Source organism: Devosia beringensis, from assembly GCF_014926585.1.
Taxonomy (GTDB): Bacteria; Pseudomonadota; Alphaproteobacteria; order Rhizobiales; family Devosiaceae; genus Devosia; species Devosia beringensis.
In genome coordinates, this window is record NZ_CP045422.1 from 2,789,505 (window position 1) to 2,808,513 (window position 19,009).

General features: G+C 63.6%; 21 protein-coding genes. 11 read left to right on the plus strand and 10 right to left on the minus strand.

Features of this window, described 5'->3' with window-relative positions:
- Positions 1-83: 83 nt before the first annotated feature.
- The 4 genes from GDR53_RS13590 (at position 84) to GDR53_RS13605 (ending at position 3,919) form a co-directional block, all read left to right on the plus strand.
- Positions 84-953: an amino acid ABC transporter substrate-binding protein gene (locus GDR53_RS13590; RefSeq protein WP_232846827.1), complete on the plus strand. Its 870-nt coding sequence runs from the start codon at positions 84-86 to the stop codon at positions 951-953.
- The gene (locus GDR53_RS13595) at positions 953-1,855 is read left to right on the plus strand and encodes an amino acid ABC transporter substrate-binding protein (protein WP_193335011.1); all 903 of its coding nucleotides are present in this window, start codon (positions 953-955) and stop codon (positions 1,853-1,855) included. Before GDR53_RS13590 ends, GDR53_RS13595 begins: the two co-directional genes overlap by 1 nt.
- A gap of 259 nt (positions 1,856-2,114) precedes the next feature.
- Positions 2,115-2,978, plus strand: a complete 864-nt coding sequence (gene motA / locus GDR53_RS13600; RefSeq protein ID WP_193335012.1) for a flagellar motor stator protein MotA — start codon at positions 2,115-2,117, stop codon at positions 2,976-2,978.
- Between the two features lie 20 nt (positions 2,979-2,998).
- Positions 2,999-3,919, plus strand: coding sequence for a flagellar motor protein MotB (locus GDR53_RS13605; protein WP_193335013.1), 921 nt, complete (start codon positions 2,999-3,001; stop codon positions 3,917-3,919).
- A gap of 3 nt (positions 3,920-3,922) precedes the next feature.
- Here the strand turns inward: GDR53_RS13605 and clpS are convergent, their stop codons facing one another.
- A complete protein-coding gene (gene clpS / locus GDR53_RS13610; RefSeq protein WP_193335014.1) occupies positions 3,923-4,228 on the minus strand; it encodes an ATP-dependent Clp protease adapter ClpS in 306 nt (101 codons plus the stop codon).
- A 95-nt stretch (positions 4,229-4,323) separates the two neighbouring features.
- On the opposite strand from clpS, the gene GDR53_RS13615 reads away from it, so the two are divergent.
- The gene (locus tag GDR53_RS13615) at positions 4,324-4,497 is read left to right on the plus strand and encodes a DUF1328 family protein (RefSeq protein WP_193335015.1); all 174 of its coding nucleotides are present in this window, start codon (positions 4,324-4,326) and stop codon (positions 4,495-4,497) included.
- Positions 4,498-4,507: 10 nt separating this feature from the next.
- Here GDR53_RS13615 and GDR53_RS13620 read toward each other — a convergent pair whose 3' ends face one another.
- The 5 genes from GDR53_RS13620 to GDR53_RS13640 all read right to left on the minus strand — a co-directional run bounded on the left by GDR53_RS13620 (position 4,508) and on the right by GDR53_RS13640 (position 8,148).
- Positions 4,508-4,975 (minus strand): GNAT family N-acetyltransferase, encoded by a 468-nt coding sequence (locus GDR53_RS13620; protein WP_193335016.1) that lies wholly within the window; start codon positions 4,973-4,975, stop codon positions 4,508-4,510.
- Positions 4,976-4,995: 20 nt separating this feature from the next.
- Complete coding sequence (locus tag GDR53_RS13625) at positions 4,996-6,528, minus strand: permease (protein WP_193335017.1); 1,533 nt, start codon at positions 6,526-6,528, stop codon at positions 4,996-4,998.
- Complete coding sequence (locus tag GDR53_RS13630; RefSeq protein ID WP_193335018.1) at positions 6,525-7,283, minus strand: ABC transporter ATP-binding protein; 759 nt, start codon at positions 7,281-7,283, stop codon at positions 6,525-6,527. Before GDR53_RS13630 ends, GDR53_RS13625 begins: the two co-directional genes overlap by 4 nt.
- Before the next feature lie 85 nt (positions 7,284-7,368).
- Positions 7,369-7,608 (minus strand): hypothetical protein, encoded by a 240-nt coding sequence (locus tag GDR53_RS13635; RefSeq protein WP_193335019.1) that lies wholly within the window; start codon positions 7,606-7,608, stop codon positions 7,369-7,371.
- 105 nt (positions 7,609-7,713) lie between these two features.
- Positions 7,714-8,148, minus strand: coding sequence for an organic hydroperoxide resistance protein (locus GDR53_RS13640; RefSeq protein ID WP_193335020.1), 435 nt, complete (start codon positions 8,146-8,148; stop codon positions 7,714-7,716).
- Positions 8,149-8,270: 122 nt separating this feature from the next.
- Between GDR53_RS13640 and GDR53_RS13645 the strand changes: the two genes are divergently transcribed.
- Complete coding sequence (locus GDR53_RS13645; RefSeq protein WP_232846628.1) at positions 8,271-8,717, plus strand: MarR family winged helix-turn-helix transcriptional regulator; 447 nt, start codon at positions 8,271-8,273, stop codon at positions 8,715-8,717.
- Here the strand turns inward: GDR53_RS13645 and GDR53_RS13650 are convergent, their stop codons facing one another.
- Both GDR53_RS13650 and GDR53_RS13655 read right to left on the minus strand, forming a co-directional pair.
- Entirely contained in the window at positions 8,718-9,434 is a 717-nt protein-coding gene (locus GDR53_RS13650) for a ribonuclease T2 family protein (protein ID WP_193335021.1), read from the minus strand.
- Between the two features lie 50 nt (positions 9,435-9,484).
- Entirely contained in the window at positions 9,485-11,461 is a 1,977-nt protein-coding gene (locus tag GDR53_RS13655) for a bifunctional 2',3'-cyclic-nucleotide 2'-phosphodiesterase/3'-nucleotidase (RefSeq protein ID WP_193335022.1), read from the minus strand.
- 642 nt (positions 11,462-12,103) lie between these two features.
- Here GDR53_RS13655 and ypfJ point away from each other — a divergent pair.
- The 3 genes from ypfJ (at position 12,104) to GDR53_RS13670 (ending at position 15,182) form a co-directional block, all read left to right on the plus strand.
- Positions 12,104-13,033, plus strand: coding sequence for a KPN_02809 family neutral zinc metallopeptidase (ypfJ, locus tag GDR53_RS13660; RefSeq protein ID WP_193335023.1), 930 nt, complete (start codon positions 12,104-12,106; stop codon positions 13,031-13,033).
- 93 nt (positions 13,034-13,126) lie between these two features.
- Complete coding sequence (locus GDR53_RS13665) at positions 13,127-13,639, plus strand: hypothetical protein (protein ID WP_193335024.1); 513 nt, start codon at positions 13,127-13,129, stop codon at positions 13,637-13,639.
- An 82-nt stretch (positions 13,640-13,721) separates the two neighbouring features.
- Complete coding sequence (locus tag GDR53_RS13670) at positions 13,722-15,182, plus strand: glycosyltransferase family 32 protein (RefSeq protein WP_193335025.1); 1,461 nt, start codon at positions 13,722-13,724, stop codon at positions 15,180-15,182.
- A 30-nt stretch (positions 15,183-15,212) separates the two neighbouring features.
- On the opposite strand, the gene carA is transcribed toward GDR53_RS13670, so the two are convergent.
- Positions 15,213-16,427 carry a glutamine-hydrolyzing carbamoyl-phosphate synthase small subunit gene (gene carA, locus GDR53_RS13675; RefSeq protein ID WP_193335026.1) on the minus strand — a complete coding sequence of 405 codons (1,215 nt, stop codon included), beginning with the start codon at positions 16,425-16,427 and terminating at the stop codon, positions 15,213-15,215.
- A 194-nt stretch (positions 16,428-16,621) separates the two neighbouring features.
- Here carA and GDR53_RS13680 point away from each other — a divergent pair, with 194 nt between their 5' ends.
- A complete protein-coding gene (locus tag GDR53_RS13680) occupies positions 16,622-17,071 on the plus strand; it encodes a GatB/YqeY domain-containing protein (protein WP_193335027.1) in 450 nt (149 codons plus the stop codon).
- Here GDR53_RS13680 and GDR53_RS13685 read toward each other — a convergent pair whose 3' ends face one another.
- Complete coding sequence (locus GDR53_RS13685) at positions 17,072-18,265, minus strand: MFS transporter (RefSeq protein WP_193335028.1); 1,194 nt, start codon at positions 18,263-18,265, stop codon at positions 17,072-17,074. It abuts the gene before it with no gap.
- A 180-nt stretch (positions 18,266-18,445) separates the two neighbouring features.
- Between GDR53_RS13685 and GDR53_RS13690 the strand changes: the two genes are divergently transcribed.
- Positions 18,446-19,009, plus strand: a complete 564-nt coding sequence (locus GDR53_RS13690) for a DUF308 domain-containing protein (RefSeq protein WP_193335029.1) — start codon at positions 18,446-18,448, stop codon at positions 19,007-19,009.

Genomic DNA, 19,009 nt, shown 5'->3' on the forward strand with positions numbered 1-19,009 from the left:
GTGCGACGGGGGCAGGTTGGCGATGTCGACGATAGTGTTGGAGGTATAGGATGAGACAGCTAGCCCAGGCCCTGCTGCTGGCTATGGCCATGGCCATGACCTTGCCGGTTGCGGCACAGCCAACCGTCTTGAGCGGCACCTTGGCCAAGATTGCCGACACGGGCGTCATCGCCATTGGCTATCGCCAGGGTGAACCGCCATTCTCCTTCGAGGATGCCGATGGCAGCGTCATCGGCTTTTCGATCGATCTGTGCCGGCGCATCGTCGACCGCATCCGCACCGAGCTTGATCGCGAGGACATCATTGTCACCTATGTCGTGGCGACGCCGGCGACCCGGTTCATCCTGGTCAAGACGGGTGCGATTGATCTGGAATGCGCGGCGACCACCAATAATGCCGAGCGCCGGGAGATGGTCGAATTCTCCTTTCCGCATTTTCTGACGGCGACGCATGTGATGACGCGTCGGGCAGACAATATCGAGAGCCTGCAGGACCTAGCTGGCCATACCGTCGCGGCTGCGTCGGGCACGGTCAATATCGAACAGCTCAATGCACTGAACCGGGAGCAGAACCTCAATATCGCAGTACTGCCGACCAAGAGCACCGCCGAAGCTTTCGATATGGTGGTCGCCGGCCGGGTATCGGCCTTCGTGACCGATGGTATTCTGCTGGCGGCCAAGATCGCAGAAATGCCCGATCCAACGCTGTATGCACTGTCCACCTACACACTCAGTCGCCCCGAGCCTTATGGGCTGCTGCTGCGGCGGGACGATGCGGCATTCAAGAGCCTGGTCAATGACTCCCTGCGCGCCTTCTATGGCAGCGGCGACATCAACGCGCTCTATGCCAAGTGGTTTACCGCACCGATCCCGCCCAGTGGCATCAATCTCAACCTGCCCATGTCGGACGACATGGCCGAGGCCTTCCGTGAGCCTGTGGAGTATTTGCAGTAATGACCCTGTCCTGGATCAAAACTGTCCTGGTAGCTGGCCTGCTCCTGACGTCCGCAGTGTCGGCTCGTGCCCAGGCGCCGGAATCGACTTTGGCCCGCATCGCTGAAACCGGTACGCTACGGATCGGCTACAGTCCTGATGCCGCACCGTTCTCCTATTTGTGGGCCGACGGCAAGCCGATCGGCTACTCCATAGATCTGTGCGAACGCATTACCCAGTTGCTGCAGAAGCAGTTGGGTCTGGACAAGCTCGAGATCGCCTATGTGCGCCGCACACCCAGCGACCGGGTAGCGCTGCTGCAGGATGGCCAGATCGATATCGAGTGCGTTGCCAGCACCAATAATGCAGAGCGGCGCAAAAGCGTGGCGTTCAGCTATCCACATTTCGTCACGGCAGTCCGTTTCGTTGCGCTCAGGGAGGGAGGGCCGAGGGTGGTGGCCGATCTCAAGGGGCGTACCGTGGCGTCAACCTCGGGGACGACCGTGATTGGTGAGCTCAATGCCACCAGCCGGGAGCAGGGTCTCAACATTGCGGTCATGCCGACGCCGGATCACGAGGCCGGATTTGCCCTGATGGCGACCGGTCGGGTCTCGGCCTTTGTCATGGATGGCATCCTGCTGTCCAACCTGGTGGCGAATGCAGAAAAGCCGGAGCTCTATCAATTGTCGCTGGACACGGTGGGCGCTGCAGAGCCCTACGGGCTGATGATGCGACGCGACGACCCCGACTTCGAGGATGCGGTCAACGCGGCCCTGGTGGAGATATTCACCACAGGGGAAATCGGGCCCCTTTACGACAAGTGGTTCACCATGCCGATAGAGCCGCATGGGATCAATCTGCAATTGCCGATGTCGGAAGAACTGGCTGCCGCCTTTGAAAATCCGGCCAAGGCAATTGATTAGCCGCGCATGAAGACGCCGGCCTGACGGTGCATCACCCAGGGTGGGGCAGTTACTTGCCGCCCGTTGCTTTGCATTTGCGGCTAATTGCCCGAGCCCTGCGGCGGTCGATCTCGGTCCAGAGTTACCCGCTGTTAAGGCAAAGCCCTGATAGTGATGTCAACGGGGTGCCAGGATGCGTCAAGAATCTGGTCCGGCACTCCCTCGGTTTGACGCCCAATCTATGCGGCTGTCGACGAGTCAAAGGTGAGAGTTTAGTGACATGCGGCTGATTGTCGGCATTCTGATCGTTTTTGCCTGTGTCTTTGGCGGCTATGCGGCCATGGGCGGGCACTTGGAAGTGCTCTGGCAGCCGTGGGAATACGTGATCATTCTCGGCGCCGCCATCGGGGCATTCGTGATCGGCAATACCGGACCCATCATCAAGGGCACAATGGGTGCCATGGGAACGCTGGTGAAAGGGCCCAAATACAACAAGGCCGCCTATGTCGAACTGCTGGCGATGCAGTTCAGTCTCTACAAGTTGGTACAGTCAAAGGGCATCCTAGCCCTTGAGCCGCATATTGAAAATCCTCATGAATCGACGCTGTTTGCGCGGTTTCCAACTTTCGCCAAAAATCACCACGCCGTGGAGTTCGTCTGTGATTACTTGCGCATGGTCACCTTGGGTTCCAACAATGTCCATGAGATGGAAGCCTTGATGGACGAGGAACTGGAGACCCACCATCAGGAACAGCATCGACTGGTCAGTGCGGTGCAGTCGCTCGCTGACGGTACGCCAGCTCTGGGTATCGTGGCCGCCGTGCTCGGCGTGATCAAGACGATGGGCGCGATTGCCGAGCCACCTGAAGTGCTCGGCCACATGATCGGCGGCGCGCTGGTGGGGACGTTCTTCGGCGTTTTCGTGGCCTATGGCTTTTTCGGACCCATGGCGCAGTCGCTGGGCAATATGTACCAGGCCGAGTCCAAGTACTTCATGTCGTTGAAGGCAGGTCTGCTGGCCCATATTTCGGGTCAGGTTCCCGTCATGGCTGTTGAGTTTGCCCGCAAAGCGCTGCTGTCGGAAGACCGCCCATCGTTCAACGAGATCGACGAAATTATTTCCAACATGCCTGCGACCACCTGAGCCTGAAAGAGTACTGAAGCATGGCCGGGTACGATCAGCCGATTATCATCAAGAAGGTCAAAAAGGCTGCCCATGGACATCATGGCGGCGCCTGGAAAATTGCCTATGCCGACTTCGTGACGGCTATGATGGCATTCTTCCTGCTGATGTGGCTGATCAGCATGACCACGCCCGAGCAGAAAGAGGGCCTAGCCGACTATTTTGCGCCCTCCAATGTCTCGCTGTCGACCAGTGGATCGGGCGGCATGATGGGCGGGCAAGCGCTCGATGTCACTGGCGCCAAGATGGCGGGCTCTGCCGTCGAGGGCAAGCGCGACATCACCATGACGCCGGAAAGCCAGAGCCACGGCGCGCCCAATTCCGAGGCCGGTGGACGTGACGGGGTCAAGGGCGAAGAGGCGGCCCAAGACGGTACAGCCAACGCCGAGTTGAAGGCCGCCAAGGATCGCGAATTCCACAGTGCGGCCGCCAGTATTCGGCAGGCGTGGCAGGAACTCCCCGACATTACCAGCATACAGGACAACCTGTTGCTCGAGGTCACCGAAGAGGGGCTCGACATCCAGATCGTCGACCAGACAGGGCGTGCCATGTTCCCTGAGGGATCTAAGTATCCGACCGAGGATGCCCGGCAGGCCATCGCCGCACTGGGCCCGATCCTGCAGAAGCTGTCCAACCAGATCACCATATCGGGTCACACGGCGGCTGGCGGCGCCTATAGCAATCCGCGCTACGGTTCGTGGGAGCTGTCAAGCGACCGGGCCAATGTGGTGCGTGCGCTGCTGGGCGAGTTCGGGCTGTCGGATGACCGGATCAGTTCGGTGATCGGCCGGTCGACTGCCGATCCGTTCTTCCCCAACGACCCCTACCAGGCCGCCAATGAGCGCATCAAGATCACCGTGCTCAATGAAGCACCGCCGGTGCCGGCGGATCTGGGGCTCTAGCGCCTACTGTTCCGGCTCGGTGGTGAAAAGCAGCGGATAGCCCTCGCTCCGGGCCATTTCGGTGGCGCGGGTGGCTTTTTCCTCGGCGATTTCCCTGGTGAACACTGCCACGACGCAGGATCCCTTGGTATGGGCGGTCAGCATGATGACGGAGGCCTGGGCTTCGGGCACGCGGAACTCGGCCTTGAGCAGGCGCACCACAAAGGCGCGCGGGGTGAAATCATCATTGACCAGGATGACCTTGTGCAGCGGCGGGCGCGCGGTCTTGATGGTTGTCTGCGGACGGGTCTTGGTGCCAGTGTCGGCCATGGGGCGTCTCCTGTGCTGCGCAGTGTTTAGCGGCAGATGTGGAACACCCCGATGATATGGGGCGTTAGGCCCACAGCGTCAAATGGAGAATCACCATGCTCAAGCTCCTCATCCTGCTGGTCATCATTGCCGTGGTTTCCGGTGCCCTGGGCTTTTCCGGACTGGCCGCCGGCGCGGCATTCCTGGCCAAGATCGTCTTTGCCATCATGCTGATCGGCATCGCCATCCTGGTGGGCATGGTGCTGCTGGGCATTGCCGCCTTCAGCTGACCCGAGACCGCTAGAGGGCCAGCTTGAAGCCTTCGTGGCTATTGCTGAACCCGAGCCGGGCATAGAATCGGTGGGCATCCTTGCGGATCTTGTTGGAGGTCAGCTGGATATAGGTGCAACCGGCCTCACGACAGCGCTCAATGGCCCATTGCACCATGGCGGCACCATGGCCCGTGCCGCGCTGGTCGCTACGGATGTGGACATTTTCCAGCATGCCGCGCTTCAGGCCGAAGTTGACCAGGCCCGGGATGAAGCTGATCTGCAGGGTGCCGATGATCTCACCGGCACGTTGGGCCACGATCAGGCGCTGGTTGGGATCGGCCACAATCGTGTCAAGCGCGGCCAGGTAGCGGGGATCGTCCAGCGTTTGAGGGTCGAGCGGCGGCGTGTCCGGGCCGCGCGCGTCGCCGGCGTGGCAGAGACGGAGAATCGTCGCAATATCGTCTGGTCTGGCGTCGCGGAAAGTCAGCTGGGTCATATCGGGTCCGATGCGTAGCTTCAGGGCGCCTTGGGGCGGATCAGCAAGGCGAATCCCAGCACCAAAACTGCGATGAAAGCGGGTGCGAGGGCAAGCCAGGAGCCGACGGCCAGCAGGGCGCCCGTGCCGGCCCACATGATCGAGGAGAAGGCCTCGCTCAAGGTTGCGGCGCGGGAAGCGACCTGACGGCGACGGAACATGGACCGCTTGGCGACGACACGAAACCAGAGCTGGATGGCTGTCGCCGAACCGGCCGACAGGGCGGCGCAGAAGGCGGTGACCATGGCCATGGAGGGCGAGGCGATGGCCAGAAGCAACAATAGCGGCGCCAGCACTACGGCGATAACGGCCAGCACAGCCTCCACCTTGGCGACCAGCACGGTGCGGGCGGTTAATGGCGCGGTGGCGACCAGATCATGGGCGTCCTCGCCGGATATTGCCAGCCATGCCAGGCCCCCTGCCAGTTGGCCCGACGCCATCACCAGCACCGGCACCACGACGATGTAGGCACCGGCATTATTGCCGAAGTTCATCCATAGCAGCAGAGCAGGCGGGACCAGGTAAAGCAGCTGCATCAGGGTCTGCGACATGAGCCAGGGATCGCGCTGCAGCAGGCGCCATTCCTTGGACCGGAGCACCTGACGTTGCGAGGCGGGCCGGAAACTGCGGGTTGGCGCCCGGCGCTGGCTGCGCACGTGGCTGAGCCCGGATGCGGAAATGGCATGGTGCCCATAACTGGAGGCGGTGAGCAGGATCATGCCGAGCAAGGCGCCGAAGCCGATCGTCATCAGTAGGGCAAGAGCAGAGGCGTCGCCAAGTAGCGCCCGGGCCGGCAGCCAGACGGGACTGTCGAGGGAGGGCGCGGCGGCAACGATTTCGGCTGACTGAAACAGGGCGAAGCGGGACATGTTGCCGAAGTGCAGGATGGCTGCGGCCTGGATGCCGATGACAAAGCCGGCGCCGATAATGGCGGCGACGATCTGGGCAATGAGGCGGGTACGTTTGGGGCCGACGAAATTGAAGAGGCCAATGGTGAGCGCGAGGGCCAGGGCGGTGGCGAGCGCGCCAAGCGCCAGGACAAGGCCATAGGCGCTGAGCCAGTGGGGTCCGTCGAGCACGGCCAGGATGTTGATCAACGGACTGACGAGCACGGCGGAGAGAGCGGCGGTGGCCAGGGCGACCGAGGCAGTGCGGATGGCAAAGAGCCGCCGTGACGAGGCCGGAGACGACAGGATCAGGTCAAGGTCCGAGCGGGCATAGTAGACGCGGGTGATCGATTCCAGGGCCTGGGAGAGCATGACCGTCCAGAACAGCAGGCCGCTGCCGGTGAGCATGACGAGGGTGGCCTTGTCGGCAAAGACGCCGGCTTTGATCCAGGGGGCGACGAGGCCGAAGGCCAGCAGATGCAGCAGGGCGACGACGATGGCGAGAAAGACCGCCAGGCCAATGCCGCGGGACCGACGCCCGCCCGTCAGTATGGCCAGGGTTTCACGCCAGGCCAGGGTCAGCTCGTGGCGGGCAAACCAGGCCAGCGATGCAGGAGCCGGTGTCATGCTGCGGTGACGCCTTCTGTCGTCGCGCCCTGGGCAACGATATCGAGGAAGATATCTTCCAGACTGGATTGCCGGCCCATGCGCTCGCGCAGCTCGGCCAGGGTGCCCTCGGCAACCAGACGCCCATCGGCAATGACGCCGATGCGTTCGGCCATGCGTTCGGCGACCTCGAGGATATGGGTCGTCATGATCACCGTGACGCCGGACCGGACCTTGTCGAGCAGGACATCCTTGACCTGCCGGGCCGAACCGGCGTCGAGCCCGGTAAGCGGTTCGTCCAGGATGATCAGCTTGGGGTCGTGCACCAGAGCACCGGCCAGGGCGACCTTTTGCAGCATGCCCTTGGAGAAGGCGCCGCAGAGTTCGTTGGCATGGGGGCGCAGGCCCAGCCAGTCGATCAGCGTGTCGGCCTTTGCCTGGGCGGTGGCGGCGTCGATCTGCCAGAGACCGGCGACGAATTGCAGATATTCCAGCGGCGTCAGCCGGTTATAGACCATGGGCTCGTCGGAGACCCAGGCGGTAATGGCCTTGGCGGCGACGGGGTTGCGGCGGGCGTCGATGCCAAAGATTGAGATGTCGCCCGCATCAGGCTGCAGGAGGCCGGCGACCATGCGCAGGATGGTAGTCTTGCCGGCGCCATTGGGACCGAGCAGGGCGTAGAATTCGCCGGCGCGGACGGTGAGGTCCAGAGCGTTGACCACCGGGCGGTCGAAGCGCTTGCTCAGGCCGGTGATCGAGAGGGCTGGATGGCTCATGAAGACGCTCCGGCGTAAAGGCCAGCGGAGTCTATCTGGCGGCCCTTTCCCGCCGATGAATCGGCAGCGTTAAGATTTGCCGCTTTCAGGCGTAGCGATCCAGCAGGGGGCGAGTGGGCGGTGCGGCAGCGGCCCGCGCAACAGCCTGGGGCGCGGCGAGGCTCCCGCCGAAGATGACGGCGCTGTCATCGGGCGAAACGATGGCTGCGGCGCCCTTGGGAGCAGCAGGATCGATGAACTTCTTGGCGTCCGAAACGTCATCGCAGTTGCGGCAGACAAAGCCGTTGACGGAGATCGGGCGGGGGTAGTCAGCACTGATGGCCACAAGACACCTCGCGAATACTTGCCTAGTGTATTCGCCGGCGTATCGCAAAGCGTTACAGCCGCCCGGTCAATGCCGGGTGGCTGCAATATCATGGTTAACCAAGCGTTAAGCGACGGTCAGCTTGACGTCGACATTGCCGCGGGTGGCGTTGGAATAAGGGCAGACCGTGTGGGCCTTTTCGACGAGCGCAACAGCGGCAGCATGATCCATGCCGGGGATGGTCACCTTGAGTTCGACGGCGATATTGAAGCCGACGGCGCCCTCATTGGCGTTTTCGCCGAAGGAGACGCTGGCATCGATGGTGGTTTCGTCAGGTACCTTGATCTTGTCGCCGCGGGCGACGGCCTTGATGGCGCCGAGGAAGCAGGCGGAATAGCCTACGGCAAACAGCTGCTCGGGATTGGTGCCCGGACCGTCATTGCCGCCCATGGCCTTGGGGGTGTCGAGGGTCACCGAGAGACGATCGTCATCGGTCTTGCTGGTGCCGGTGCGGCCGCCGGTCGTGTGGGCGTGGGCGGTGTAGATTGCGGACTTGATCATGGCAGAACTCCTTGGGTCGGCGTTTGATGACGCATTCAGTAGTGCACAATTCAATTGCGCGCAATAGAAAAATCTGCGATAGATTTGAACGACAAGCCTTGGACAATCACGGTGACGATATGATGGCTCAGGACGATCCCCTTAAACTGGACTCCATGCTGTGCTTTGCCGTCTATGCGGCCGGGCACGCCTTTACCCGGTTCTACAAACCCCGCCTCGATGCCCTGGGCCTCACCTATCCGCAGTACCTGGTGTTCCTGGTGCTCTGGGAAGAAGATGATCTCACGGTCAAGGGGCTGGGGGACAAGTTGTTCCTCGATTCCGGCACGATCACGCCGCTGATCAAGCGGCTGGAAGCCCGCGGCCTGGTGCGGCGTGAGCGCGACACGGTCGATGAACGCCAGGTGCGGATCGTGCTGACCGAGGCGGGCAGGGCGCTGCGGGCGCAGGCGCTGGCGATTCCGCTGGCGGTGGGCACGGCGCTGGGCGGGGATGTCGCGGCGGGCGCGGCGATGCGCGAGGGGCTCCAAGAGTTGCGCGAACGGCTGGATGCCGCACTGGCTCTGTAGCTATTGCAGGCCCACCGGATCGACCACGCCGCCGGTGCAACCACCGTCAGTGGGACGCGCGTCGAGCAGGCGGTCGGCAAAACTGTCGGGACCGTCGATATCGCCGGTGAGGCCGATGGTGAGTTCATTGATCAGGCGGCGATTGCCGTCGTCGATGCAGGATAGTCGCACGCGCTCGCCGGCGCCGGGGCCAAAGGATGTATCGAAGGCGTCGCGAATATCGGTCTGCGTCAAGGACTGGCCGACAGCACCGGCGAAGAGGGTCGCTACGGCGCTGGCATTGATCGCCTCGAGCATGGACAGGGAATCGGCGAAATAGGCTTCGGCGTCGCCGTCATAGCAGGTGCCGTGCTTGATCCATTCATGGCGTTCCAGACCGGATTGGGTGCCGGGCATGGCCTCGGCCAGGGCTTGGGTCAGATCGGCTGACAGGTCCGGAGCCGGCAGGTCCTGCCAGTCGCCTGCCTCGTCGGCGCGCACCGTTTCTGCATCGACACCGCAATAGTCGCGCGAGCGCGGCTGCGGCCAGAGGCCGTGCAGGGCGAAATTGCTGGCGTCGAAGCGCTCGGCGGTCTGGCTTGCGCATTCCGGCCGGTCGGGCCGGGTTTCGCAGAAGGCGGGCTGCCAGCTGATCGCCAGGACATATTGCGTGCGCTCCTGGGCCTGGGCTGGCGAACAGAACGTGGTCAGCAGCAACACGGTAGCGGCAAGACGCATTTTCAATTCCTCCGCGAAGAAAGCGGGGCGGCCGTGGCCGCCCCTTGTGATCAAAGCGTGATGCGATAGAGGCCGAAGCCGTCGGCATTGGTGTCGCCGGTGGCCTCGATCTTGATCGCCGTCACGTCATCGAGATGGTCAGCCGCCTTGGGGCCGGTGGCGAACAGCACGGTGGTGTCGCCAATGGGAGCGAGCGACCAGTTGCTGTCGGCCTTGGGGTCGATGGTGCCCTGCTCGATGATGTAGCGCACGATCAGGTCGCGATTGGTATCGGGGCCCTTGAAGACGATGACGCTGGAATCGATGCCGGGGAAGGTGCCGCCGCCGCCCGCGCGATAGTTGTTGGTGGCCACGACGAACTTTGCCGCCGGATCGATCGGCGCGCCATCAACCATGAGGTCGATGATGCGGTTGGCATCGGGGTTGAGCACTTCCTTGCCGTCCGACGAGTATTTCGACGGCTGGGTGAGGTCGATCTGGTAGGTGACGCCGTCGATGACGTCGTAGTTGTAGGACGGGAAGTCCGGGTTGATCAGCTCGGCATCGGTAGCGCCGGCTTCGATCTGGTTGAAGATGCCGGCCGAGCGTTCGAGCCAGTTCTTCACGTCAGCGCCGGTGATGACCACGGCCTGGATGGTATTGGGATAAAGGTAGAGGTCGGCGACGTTCTTGATGGCCACAGGGCCGACGGGCACGTCGGTATAGTATTCCGGGCCGCCACGGCCACCGGCCTTGAACGGGGCGGCAGCTGACAGGATCGGCAGGCCTTCCCACTCGGTGCCGGCCATCATCTGGGCAATGTACCAGGTCTGGGCCTGGCTGACGATCTGCACGGATGGATCATCGGCGACCAGAGCGAAGTAGGAGTAGAGCGGCGCGGCGGTTTCGCCGACGGCGCGGCGGATATAGTCGAGGGTTTCGTCGTGCTCGGTCTGGGCGGCGGCGATGACCTCGGCCTCGTCCTCGACCAGCGGATTGACCTTGCCCTCGACGCGTTCGGCGATCGGCCGAGCCTCGGAAGTATGGCTGGCAATGGTCCACTTGCCATCGGCATCCTGCTCGAGCAGCAGGTCGATCAGACCCATATGGCTGCCCCAGAACCCGGCCATGACGGCAGGCTTGCCATTGAGGGTGCCGGCGGCGACGTCCGCGCCCTCGACGCCTTCATAGTCGGGGCCGGGGAAGACGAGATGCTGGTGGCCGGTGAGGACCACGTCGATACCCTCGACGGCAGCCAGTTGAAGCGAGGCGTTTTCGGCGCCAGCAGTCTGGTCCGCGGCAATGCCGGAATGCGACAGCGCGACAATGATGTCGGCGCCTTCTTCACGCATGCGGGGCACATAGGCCTCTGCCGTTTCGACGATGTCGCGGGTATTGACCTTACCGGTCAGGTGGGTGGCGTCCCAGGTCATGATCTGGGGCGGCAGGAAGCCGATCAGGCCGACCTTGATGGTGCGCGTGGTGCCCGAGCCGTCGACCAGCTCCTTTTCGACGATCAGATAGGGCTTGATATAGGTAGCGTCTGCCAGCGGCTCGGCTGCCAGCTCGCCGCGCACCAGATTGGCCGAAACGAAGGGGAACTCGGCGCCGGCCAGGGCCTGATCGAGGAATTCGAGGCCGTAATTGAACTCGTGATTGCCCAGGGTGGCGGCGTCATAGCCCAAAGTGTTCATGGCGGCGATAATGGGGTGCACATTGCCGTCGAGGCCCTTTTCATAGGCCATGTAGTCACCCATGGGATTGCCCTGGATGATGTCGCCATTGTCGACCAGCATGGAATTGCCGGCCTCGGCGCGAATCTCTTCGATGATCGCGGCGGTGCGGGCCAGGCCCATCGTGTCGTTGGGGGCATCGGCATAATAGTCATAGGCGAAGACCGCGACGTGCAGATCGGTGGTCTCGAGGATGCGCAGATGGGCCTGGTTGGACTGGGCCATGGCGGCGAAGGGGTGCATGGCGGCCATGGCTCCGAGGCTGGCCGAACCGGCGAGGAAAGTGCGCCGCGATAGCTTGGGCAGGAAATTCATTGGTCGTCTCCCTGAAACTGCAATGCATGAAGGGGGTGTCAGGGGGCTAGTGCTCCCAAACTGCCGAAGCGCAGTCCGGCCGGTGGCGCCCGCAGGGGCGCAGACATGCTCATGCCGTCAGGACGTGACGCGCGGATGACGACGCGGAAAGAGGCTAGGAAGTTTTGATCGGCTGGTCAATTTGTGACAGTGGACATGCAACGGTGCCGCGCGGTCGCCGGACCGGACGGTTGAGCAAGTGAGCGAACCCCGAGGCGGCTGCCGCCTCTAGTAAATATAAAAAATGAGACGATAGCCGCCTCGGGGCTTGCCATTCGAGCGTAGCTCTCATGGCCTTCTCGCCTAAAATCGCTCCACTGGAGCGATTTTGCCTGCGGCCGGTTCGAAGTTTTTGGAACTGTTCGGCGGCACGGAGATCGCTCGCCCCCGCACGGCCGTCTCGGAACCTGTGGAAGAGGCAAAACCTCCACCCGGCCCACCCCACCACTGTTCGCCTGCAGGCCGCCCATGTGGGATGATGGGCATGAGTATGCGCGCGATTTTGCAGACGGGGATAAGTCGTGCCGTAACGGCCGCACGCGGAACTGTTTGCATCCGTGGCCCTTGTTGCTAGGAACATCAATCCACGGAGAAGTGAACACCATGAAATGGCGCGGTCGGGAGCAGAGCTCGAATATTGAAGACCGGCGCAGCCAGGGCGGCAGCCGCATGGGTGGCAGTCCGTTTGGCAGCGGCGGGGGCTTTCGCATGCCCACGGGCGGCGGTGGCCGTGGCCGCGGCGGCATGGGTAGCCTGATCGGCATTGTCGTGGTGCTGGGCATTATCTGGTTCGTGACGGGGCAAAACCCGATCGACATGTTGACGGGCGGCAGCAGCAGCACGTCGAGCAGCACCGCCAGCAGCTCATCAAGCCCGGTGCCGGCCAGCGCCGAAGAGGAGGATCTGGTCGACTTTGTCGGCGTGGTCGTCAAGGAAACCGAGGACATGTGGACCGAGGTCTTCGCGGCGCAGAACGAGGACTATCCCGAGCCACCGGTGGTGCTGTTTTCCGGGCAGACCGATACGATGTGCGGCATGGCCGATGCGGCGACCGGGCCGTTCTATTGCCCCGGCGATGCCAAGGTCTATATCGATCTGAGCTTTTACGAGGAACTGCGCCAGCAGTTCGGGGCGCCCGGCGATTTCGCCCAGGCCTATGTGCTGGCCCATGAAGTGGGTCACCACATCCAGAACATTACCGGCGTGCTGCCCGACTTCAACGAGCGCCGTGCCAGCATGAGCCAGGAAGAGGCCAATGCCTATTCGGTGCGGGTCGAGCTGCAGGCGGACTGCTATGCCGGCGTCTGGGCCAATTATGCCGGCCAGGAAGATCTGCTCGACGATGGCGATATCGAGGAGGCGCTGAACGCGGCCAACCAGATCGGCGACGATACGCTGCAGAAGCGGATGCAGGGCTTTGCCGTGCCCAAGACGTTCAACCATGGCACCTCGGCGCAGCGCAAGGCCTGGTTCGAGCGGGGCTATACCTCCGGCAATCCGGCCGATTGCGACACGTTTTCGGGCGATGTCTAGACGTTGACAGCGGCCGCTGGGGCAGGCTCCAGCGGCCGGCATTTGAACGGATCGGTGGCCTGCGGCGTTGCGTGAGCAACCACAGGAGTATCCATGTCCGGCAATCTGGCCCATCTGTCGCTTGAATTTTTTACCGATGACGGACGCTTTGCCAATAGCCGGCAACCCGTGGTGATCTACAGGCTGGCGCTTGCCTCGGATGCTGCCTCGGCCGAGGCGATGGAACAGCTGTTCGACGCCAATGGCTGGCCCAGCCAGTGGCGCTCGGGCGTGCATGACTTCCATCATTATCATTCTACCGCCCATGAGGCGCTGGGGATTGCGCGCGGTTCTGCGCGGCTGATGCTGGGCGGACCGGCGGGACGCGAATTTGCCGTGAGCGCGGGCGATGTGGTGGTGCTGCCGGCGGGAACGGCGCATCGGCGCCTGTCGGCCAGCGATGATTTCCTCGTGGTCGGTGCCTATCCGCCCGGGCAGGACTGGGACCTGCTGCGGGGAGAGGCCGGCGAACGCCCGGCCGCCGACGAGCGCATTGCCGCGGTACCGCTGCCGGTGACGGACCCGGTTGGCGGGGCCGGCGGCGCCGTGCTGGAAAAATGGGCGTGAGCACAAGCCGGGCCATGGGTGGACAAGCAGGACGCGGCGGGCGATAGCGCTGGGTGAGATTGTCCCAGCGAGCCGCCTGTCCATGATGCCGCACCTCCTGCATTTCACCTGGAAGACCACCGAGCTGCCGCGCGAGATGGCGGACTATTACGGCAAATGGCAGAAGCTCCATCCGGGCTGGGAGATCAGGCTGTGGACCGACGAGAGTATGCGGGCATTCGTGGCAGAGGCCTATCCCGAGTTCCTCGCCATCTATGACAGCTATCCCAAGATGATCCAGCGGGCGGACGCGTTCCGCTACCTGGTGCTGGGCAGGCTGGGCGGGATTTATGCCGATCTCGATGTCGAGCCCTTTGCGGCGATGACGCCTTTGCTCGAGCATGACGCGTTCCTGGGGATCGAGCCGCTCGAGCATATCTTTCCCGATCGCATCCATCAGGGCGTGCCGTTCCTGCTCACCAATGCCTTCATGGGCTCGGTGCCGGGGCATCCGTTGTGGCAGGCGGTGATTGCAGCGCTGCCAAAACTGGTGGGGCAGGAGACGTTTTACGCCACCGGACCGTCGATGATCACGGCCATGGTGCTGCGTCTACCGCCGGCGCAGCGGCCGGTGCTGCTGCTGCCCGAGGTGTGGTCGCCGCTGCTGTCCAATGGCAAGCGCACGCGCAGCGATGCGGCGGCGCGGGACATGCTGAGCGCGGTGGGGCAGGTGCTCGATGCGGGTGCGGTGGGGCGGCTGGTGTCGCACAAGTGGATGACCACCTGGGTGCCCTGGCATATGCGGGCCAATCAATGGGTCGAGGTGCTGCAGGTGCCCACGGTGATCAAGTGGTGGCTGCGGGCGCGGCGCCATCCGCAGCTGGCGGGCATGGTGATCCCCGATCCGATCACGCCCTATCTCGACCAGGCGCCAGAACCGCTGAGCGCGCATCCACGCGTGCATGTGGCAGTGCGGCTGGGGTTGGGTGAGCTGGACGAGCAACTGGCACAGGCGCTGGCGCGGCTGGATTATCCGGCCGAGCAGCTGAGCGTGGCCTATCATGCCGATGAGGCAGGGGCGGCGGGGCTCAATGCCATGCTGGCGGCGCGGCCCGATGATGCAGAGTTTGTGCTGGTGCTGGACGGGCGCGTGCGCGACCTGCCGAGCGATGCCCTGATCCGCATGCTGGAGGCCCGGCGGCCGGTGGTGGCGGCCAGTTGCGTCGATGCTGAAGGGCATAATGCCGATGACGGGCTGTTCCGCTACCGGCATGGCGGCAGCTTCAAGGTGCTCTACAAGGATGGCGGGGCAACGGGTACGCTGCGCGGGGACCCGGCACACCGGGTCTATCTCACCGAGCAGAAGGTGTTCAGCCTGCTGCCGCTGGACGGGGTGGGGGAGAGCTTCGTGCTGATCCACCGCGACGTGCTGGCGGCGGGGGTGGGCTTTGCCGAGACGCCGTACAAGCTGCATAGCGGCGGCGAGGGCCTGGGCATCATGGCGCGGGATGCCGGCTTTGAGGTGGCGGGCCTGCCGCAGCTCGAAGTGGTGCGGGTGGAATAAAGAAAAGGCGCCTTGCGGCGCCTTTTTTCATCAATCGGCCATCGCCGTCGGGGCGACATATTCAGGTCGCAGCGCCACACCCTTCTGGGTGCGGACATGGTTGAGGAAGCGCGTGAACAGGTAGTGGCTGTCGCGCGGGCCGGGGCTGGCCTCGGGGTGGTACTGCACCGAAAAGATCGGCTTGCCATCGACGCTGAGGCCGGCATTGGACTGGTCGAACAGCGAGATATGGGTCTCGGTGACGCCCTTGGGCAGGCTGGCCTTGTCCACGGCAAAGCCGTGGTTCATCGAGGTGATCTCGACCTTGCCGGTGGTCAGGTCCTTGACCGGATGGTTGGCGCCGTGATGGCCCTGATGCATCTTGGACGTGGTGGCGCCCAAAGCCAGGCCGAGCAGCTGGTGGCCGAGGCAAATGCCGAAGACCGGCTTGCCTGTTTCCAGCAGGGTCTGGATGGTGGGGACGGCATAGACGCCGGTCGCCGCCGGATCGCCGGGACCATTGGAGAGGAAAATGCCATCGGGCTGATGCGCCATGATCTCTTCGGCGGTAGCGGTGGCCGGCACCACGGTGACGCGGGCGCCCTGATCGGCCAGGCAGCGCAGGATATTGCGCTTGGCGCCGTAGTCGATGGCCACGACGTGGAATTCAGGATTGTCGAGCGTGCCATAGCCCTCGTTCCAGACCCAGCCAGTCTGGTCCCACTTATAGGTCTGGGCGGTGGTGACTTCCTTGGCGAGGTCGAGACCTTCAAGGCCCGGAAAGGCCTTGAGTTCGGCCTGGATCGAGGGCTCGTCGAAGTGGCCGTCCTCGGCATGGGCGATGACGCCATTGGGCATGCCATGCTCGCGGATCAGGGCGGTCAAGGCGCGGGTGTCGATGCCGGTAATGCCGATGATGTTGCGCTTCTTGAGCCAGGCGTCGAGCTTTTCGGCAGCGCGGTAATTGGACGGGTTGGTGATGTCGGCCTTGAGCACGACGCCGCGGACGCCGGACAGGGCGGCCATGTTGACCGTCTCAATGTCTTCGTCATTGGCGCCGACATTGCCGATATGGGGGAAGGTGAAGGTGATGATCTGGCCGGCATAGGACGGATCGGTGAGAACTTCCTGGTAGCCGGTCATGGCGGTGTTGAAGCACACTTCGCCGGCGGCGTGGCCCACGGCCCCGATGCCGCGGCCTTCCAGGCGCGTACCGTCGGCAAGAATGAGCACTGCGGTCGCGGGGGATTGCTGCCAGCCGGTCACGGTGGGCCTCCAAAGTTGGTTTCAGGTGTTCGCACGGCCACCAGAAAAGCTGTCGCACTTTTCCTGACCCGCGCATCCGACGATGTCGATTGAGGCCTCCTATTAGAAGCCTCGTCGCCGTGGCGCAAGTGGCGGCGCAGGTTGATTGTGCCTATATGGGACCAGAAAATCACACAACAAGAGGATGAGACCCCATGCGCGAACAGTTCAGCGAAGGCCTCAAGACGGCGCTCAAGGCGCGCGACCAGCGCCGCACAGCGACGCTGCGGGCCATTACCGCGGCCATCCAGGACAAGGATATTTCCATCCGCCAGGAGAATCGCGGGCCGGCGACCAATGAGGAAATCCTCGCTATCGTGCAGAAGATGGTCAAGCAACGCGAAGAGAGCTTTGCCATCTATGCGCAGGCCGGCCGGGCCGACCTGGCGACGGTGGAAAAGGAAGAGATCGACATCCTCAACGAGTTCCTGCCCAAGGGGCTGACCGAGGAAGAGGTCGAGGCCGCCATCCAGGCCGCCATTTCCACGACCGGCGCCGAGGGCGCCAAGGACATGGGCAAGGTGATTGCCCAGCTCAAGGCTGACTATCCGGGCCGGATCGACTTCGGCAAGGCGAGCGGCAAGGTGCGCGCGGCGCTGGCCTGACTATTGCGCTGCCACCGCGTCGGCTGAGACCGGCGGGGTGGCGGGGCTGCGCTGCTCCCAGAGATGGGAGATGATGGCGATCAGCGTGGCCAGCACCACCGTGGTCGTGCCGATCAGCGGCAGGACGCGGTAGCCCAGGCCAGAGGCGACCATGCTGCCGCCGAGCACGGCGCCAATGGCAATGCCGATATTGAAGCCGGTGGGGATGAGCGAGGACGCCAGGTTGGGGGCATCGGCGGCCCAGGCCAGGATGCGCGACTGCACCGGCGAGCCGAAGGCGAAGTTGATGCCGCCCCAGAGCACGACCATGATGGCCATGGGGACCGGCTGCGGCGCGACGAGGAACAAAGCCGTATAGGTGACCGCCTGGAGGCACAGGATGACGATCAGCGAGGGCATCAGGCGCCAATCGGCGAGACGCCCGCCGATGAAGACGCCGATGGTGGCACCGACGCCATAGAGCAGCAGGATCCAGGGCACGGTATTGACGCCCAGCCCGGTCACCTCGCGCAACAACGGGGCGATATAGGTGAAGAGGCTATATTGGCCGATCATCACCAGCATGACGATGAACAGCGAGGTGACGATCTGCTGACGGGCCAGGGCCTTGAACTCGCGCAGGAAGCTGCCGCTGGTGGTGTCGGCGCCGGCGGTGGGCGGCAAGGCGACGGCGATGATCAGCGTGGCCACGAGGCCCAGGGCCCCGACGGCCCAGAAGGTGGCGCGCCAGCCAAAGGCATTGCCGATGGCGGTGCCGCCGGGAACACCCAGAATATTGGACACGGTAAGGCCGGACAGGATGAGGGCAACGGCAAAGCCGCGCTTGTCCTGGGGCACCAGGTTGAAGGCCACGACGGCGGCAATGCCGAAATAAGTGCCATGCGCGACCGATACGATGACGCGGGCGAGCATCAGCCATTCAAAGCTTGGTGCCAGGGCACAGAGGGCCTGGCCGAGGGTGAAGACGGCGCCCAGGGCCAGAATCAGCACCTTGCGCGACATCTTCTTGGTGGCGACGGCGACGATGGGGCCGCCAATGGCGATGCCGATGGCATAGCCGGTGACCAGAAAGCCGGCGGTGGGAATGGAGATGCCGAGGCCCTCGGCAACCTCGGGCAGCACGCCGGCAATGACGAATTCGGCGGTGCCGAAGGCAAAGGCGGCGAGGAAGAGGGCAATCAGCGGCAGGGACATGGCACAAACCGCCAAAGGCGGGCCTCATTGGATGCCGTTTCAGACCACAGGCTTGCCGGGGCAGCAATCAACAAATTGCTCGTAGGGCTATAGAAAAGTTGTAACGATGGCGCTGACGGGCGGGGCCCCGTTGCGGGCGTCGGCAGTTGTGCCGGCCCTGCGAGCGTATAGGAGGCATCGATGACGGTATCGGGTAAGACGAAACGGCGCTTTGCGCTGGCGACGGCGCTGCGCGGCGTGTTCATGCTGCTGGCGGGGCTCTATGCGGTGATCTGGCCGACCGAGGCGCTGACCGTGCTGGTGCTGGCGGGCGGGATCCTGCTGGCAATCGACGGCGTGCTGGGGCTGTGGAGCCTGACCTTCGGCGGCGGCAAGAGCGGCAATTACTGGTTTGACGTCGCCAGCAATGGCCTGTCGCTGCTGCTGGGCCTGCTGATCCTGGTCAGCCCCCTGCTGGCAACGATCTTTACGGTGACCGTGATGGCCACGCTGGTGGGTATCGTGGCGCTGGTGGTCGGGGTGATGCAGATCGTGGTCATTACCCGCGAGCGCGAGCACTATGCCCGGATCTGGCCGGTCGTGCTGTCGGGCGTGTCCTATGTGCTGCTCGGCCTGCTGTTCCTGTTCTTCCCGCTGCTGACCGCCTCGATCGGGGTGATCTTTGGCGGCGTGCTGCTGATCATGTTCTCGTTCGGCCTGTTCGGCTGGGCCTGGCGCCTCTATCAGCGCAGCAAGGCCGCCTGA

Coding starts and splice junctions, on each gene's coding strand:
- GDR53_RS13670 (WP_193335025.1), top strand. CDS start 13,722: ATGATGCCGCACCTCCTGCATTTCACCTGGAAGACCACCGAGCTGCCG.
- GDR53_RS13645 (WP_232846628.1), top strand. CDS start 8,271: ATGGCTCAGGACGATCCCCTTAAACTGGACTCCATGCTGTGCTTTGCC.
- GDR53_RS13605 (WP_193335013.1), top strand. CDS start 2,999: ATGGCCGGGTACGATCAGCCGATTATCATCAAGAAGGTCAAAAAGGCT.
- GDR53_RS13685 (WP_193335028.1), bottom strand. CDS start 18,265: ATGTCCCTGCCGCTGATTGCCCTCTTCCTCGCCGCCTTTGCCTTCGGC.
- GDR53_RS13630 (WP_193335018.1), bottom strand. CDS start 7,283: ATGAGCCATCCAGCCCTCTCGATCACCGGCCTGAGCAAGCGCTTCGAC.
- GDR53_RS13655 (WP_193335022.1), bottom strand. CDS start 11,461: ATGAATTTCCTGCCCAAGCTATCGCGGCGCACTTTCCTCGCCGGTTCG.
- GDR53_RS13680 (WP_193335027.1), top strand. CDS start 16,622: ATGCGCGAACAGTTCAGCGAAGGCCTCAAGACGGCGCTCAAGGCGCGC.
- GDR53_RS13625 (WP_193335017.1), bottom strand. CDS start 6,528: ATGACACCGGCTCCTGCATCGCTGGCCTGGTTTGCCCGCCACGAGCTG.
- motA (WP_193335012.1), top strand. CDS start 2,115: ATGCGGCTGATTGTCGGCATTCTGATCGTTTTTGCCTGTGTCTTTGGC.
- GDR53_RS13620 (WP_193335016.1), bottom strand. CDS start 4,975: ATGACCCAGCTGACTTTCCGCGACGCCAGACCAGACGATATTGCGACG.
- GDR53_RS13640 (WP_193335020.1), bottom strand. CDS start 8,148: ATGATCAAGTCCGCAATCTACACCGCCCACGCCCACACGACCGGCGGC.
- GDR53_RS13690 (WP_193335029.1), top strand. CDS start 18,446: ATGACGGTATCGGGTAAGACGAAACGGCGCTTTGCGCTGGCGACGGCG.
- ypfJ (WP_193335023.1), top strand. CDS start 12,104: ATGAAATGGCGCGGTCGGGAGCAGAGCTCGAATATTGAAGACCGGCGC.
- GDR53_RS13590 (WP_232846827.1), top strand. CDS start 84: ATGGCCATGGCCATGACCTTGCCGGTTGCGGCACAGCCAACCGTCTTG.
- GDR53_RS13665 (WP_193335024.1), top strand. CDS start 13,127: ATGTCCGGCAATCTGGCCCATCTGTCGCTTGAATTTTTTACCGATGAC.
- GDR53_RS13615 (WP_193335015.1), top strand. CDS start 4,324: ATGCTCAAGCTCCTCATCCTGCTGGTCATCATTGCCGTGGTTTCCGGT.
- GDR53_RS13650 (WP_193335021.1), bottom strand. CDS start 9,434: ATGCGTCTTGCCGCTACCGTGTTGCTGCTGACCACGTTCTGTTCGCCA.
- GDR53_RS13595 (WP_193335011.1), top strand. CDS start 953: ATGACCCTGTCCTGGATCAAAACTGTCCTGGTAGCTGGCCTGCTCCTG.
- clpS (WP_193335014.1), bottom strand. CDS start 4,228: ATGGCCGACACTGGCACCAAGACCCGTCCGCAGACAACCATCAAGACC.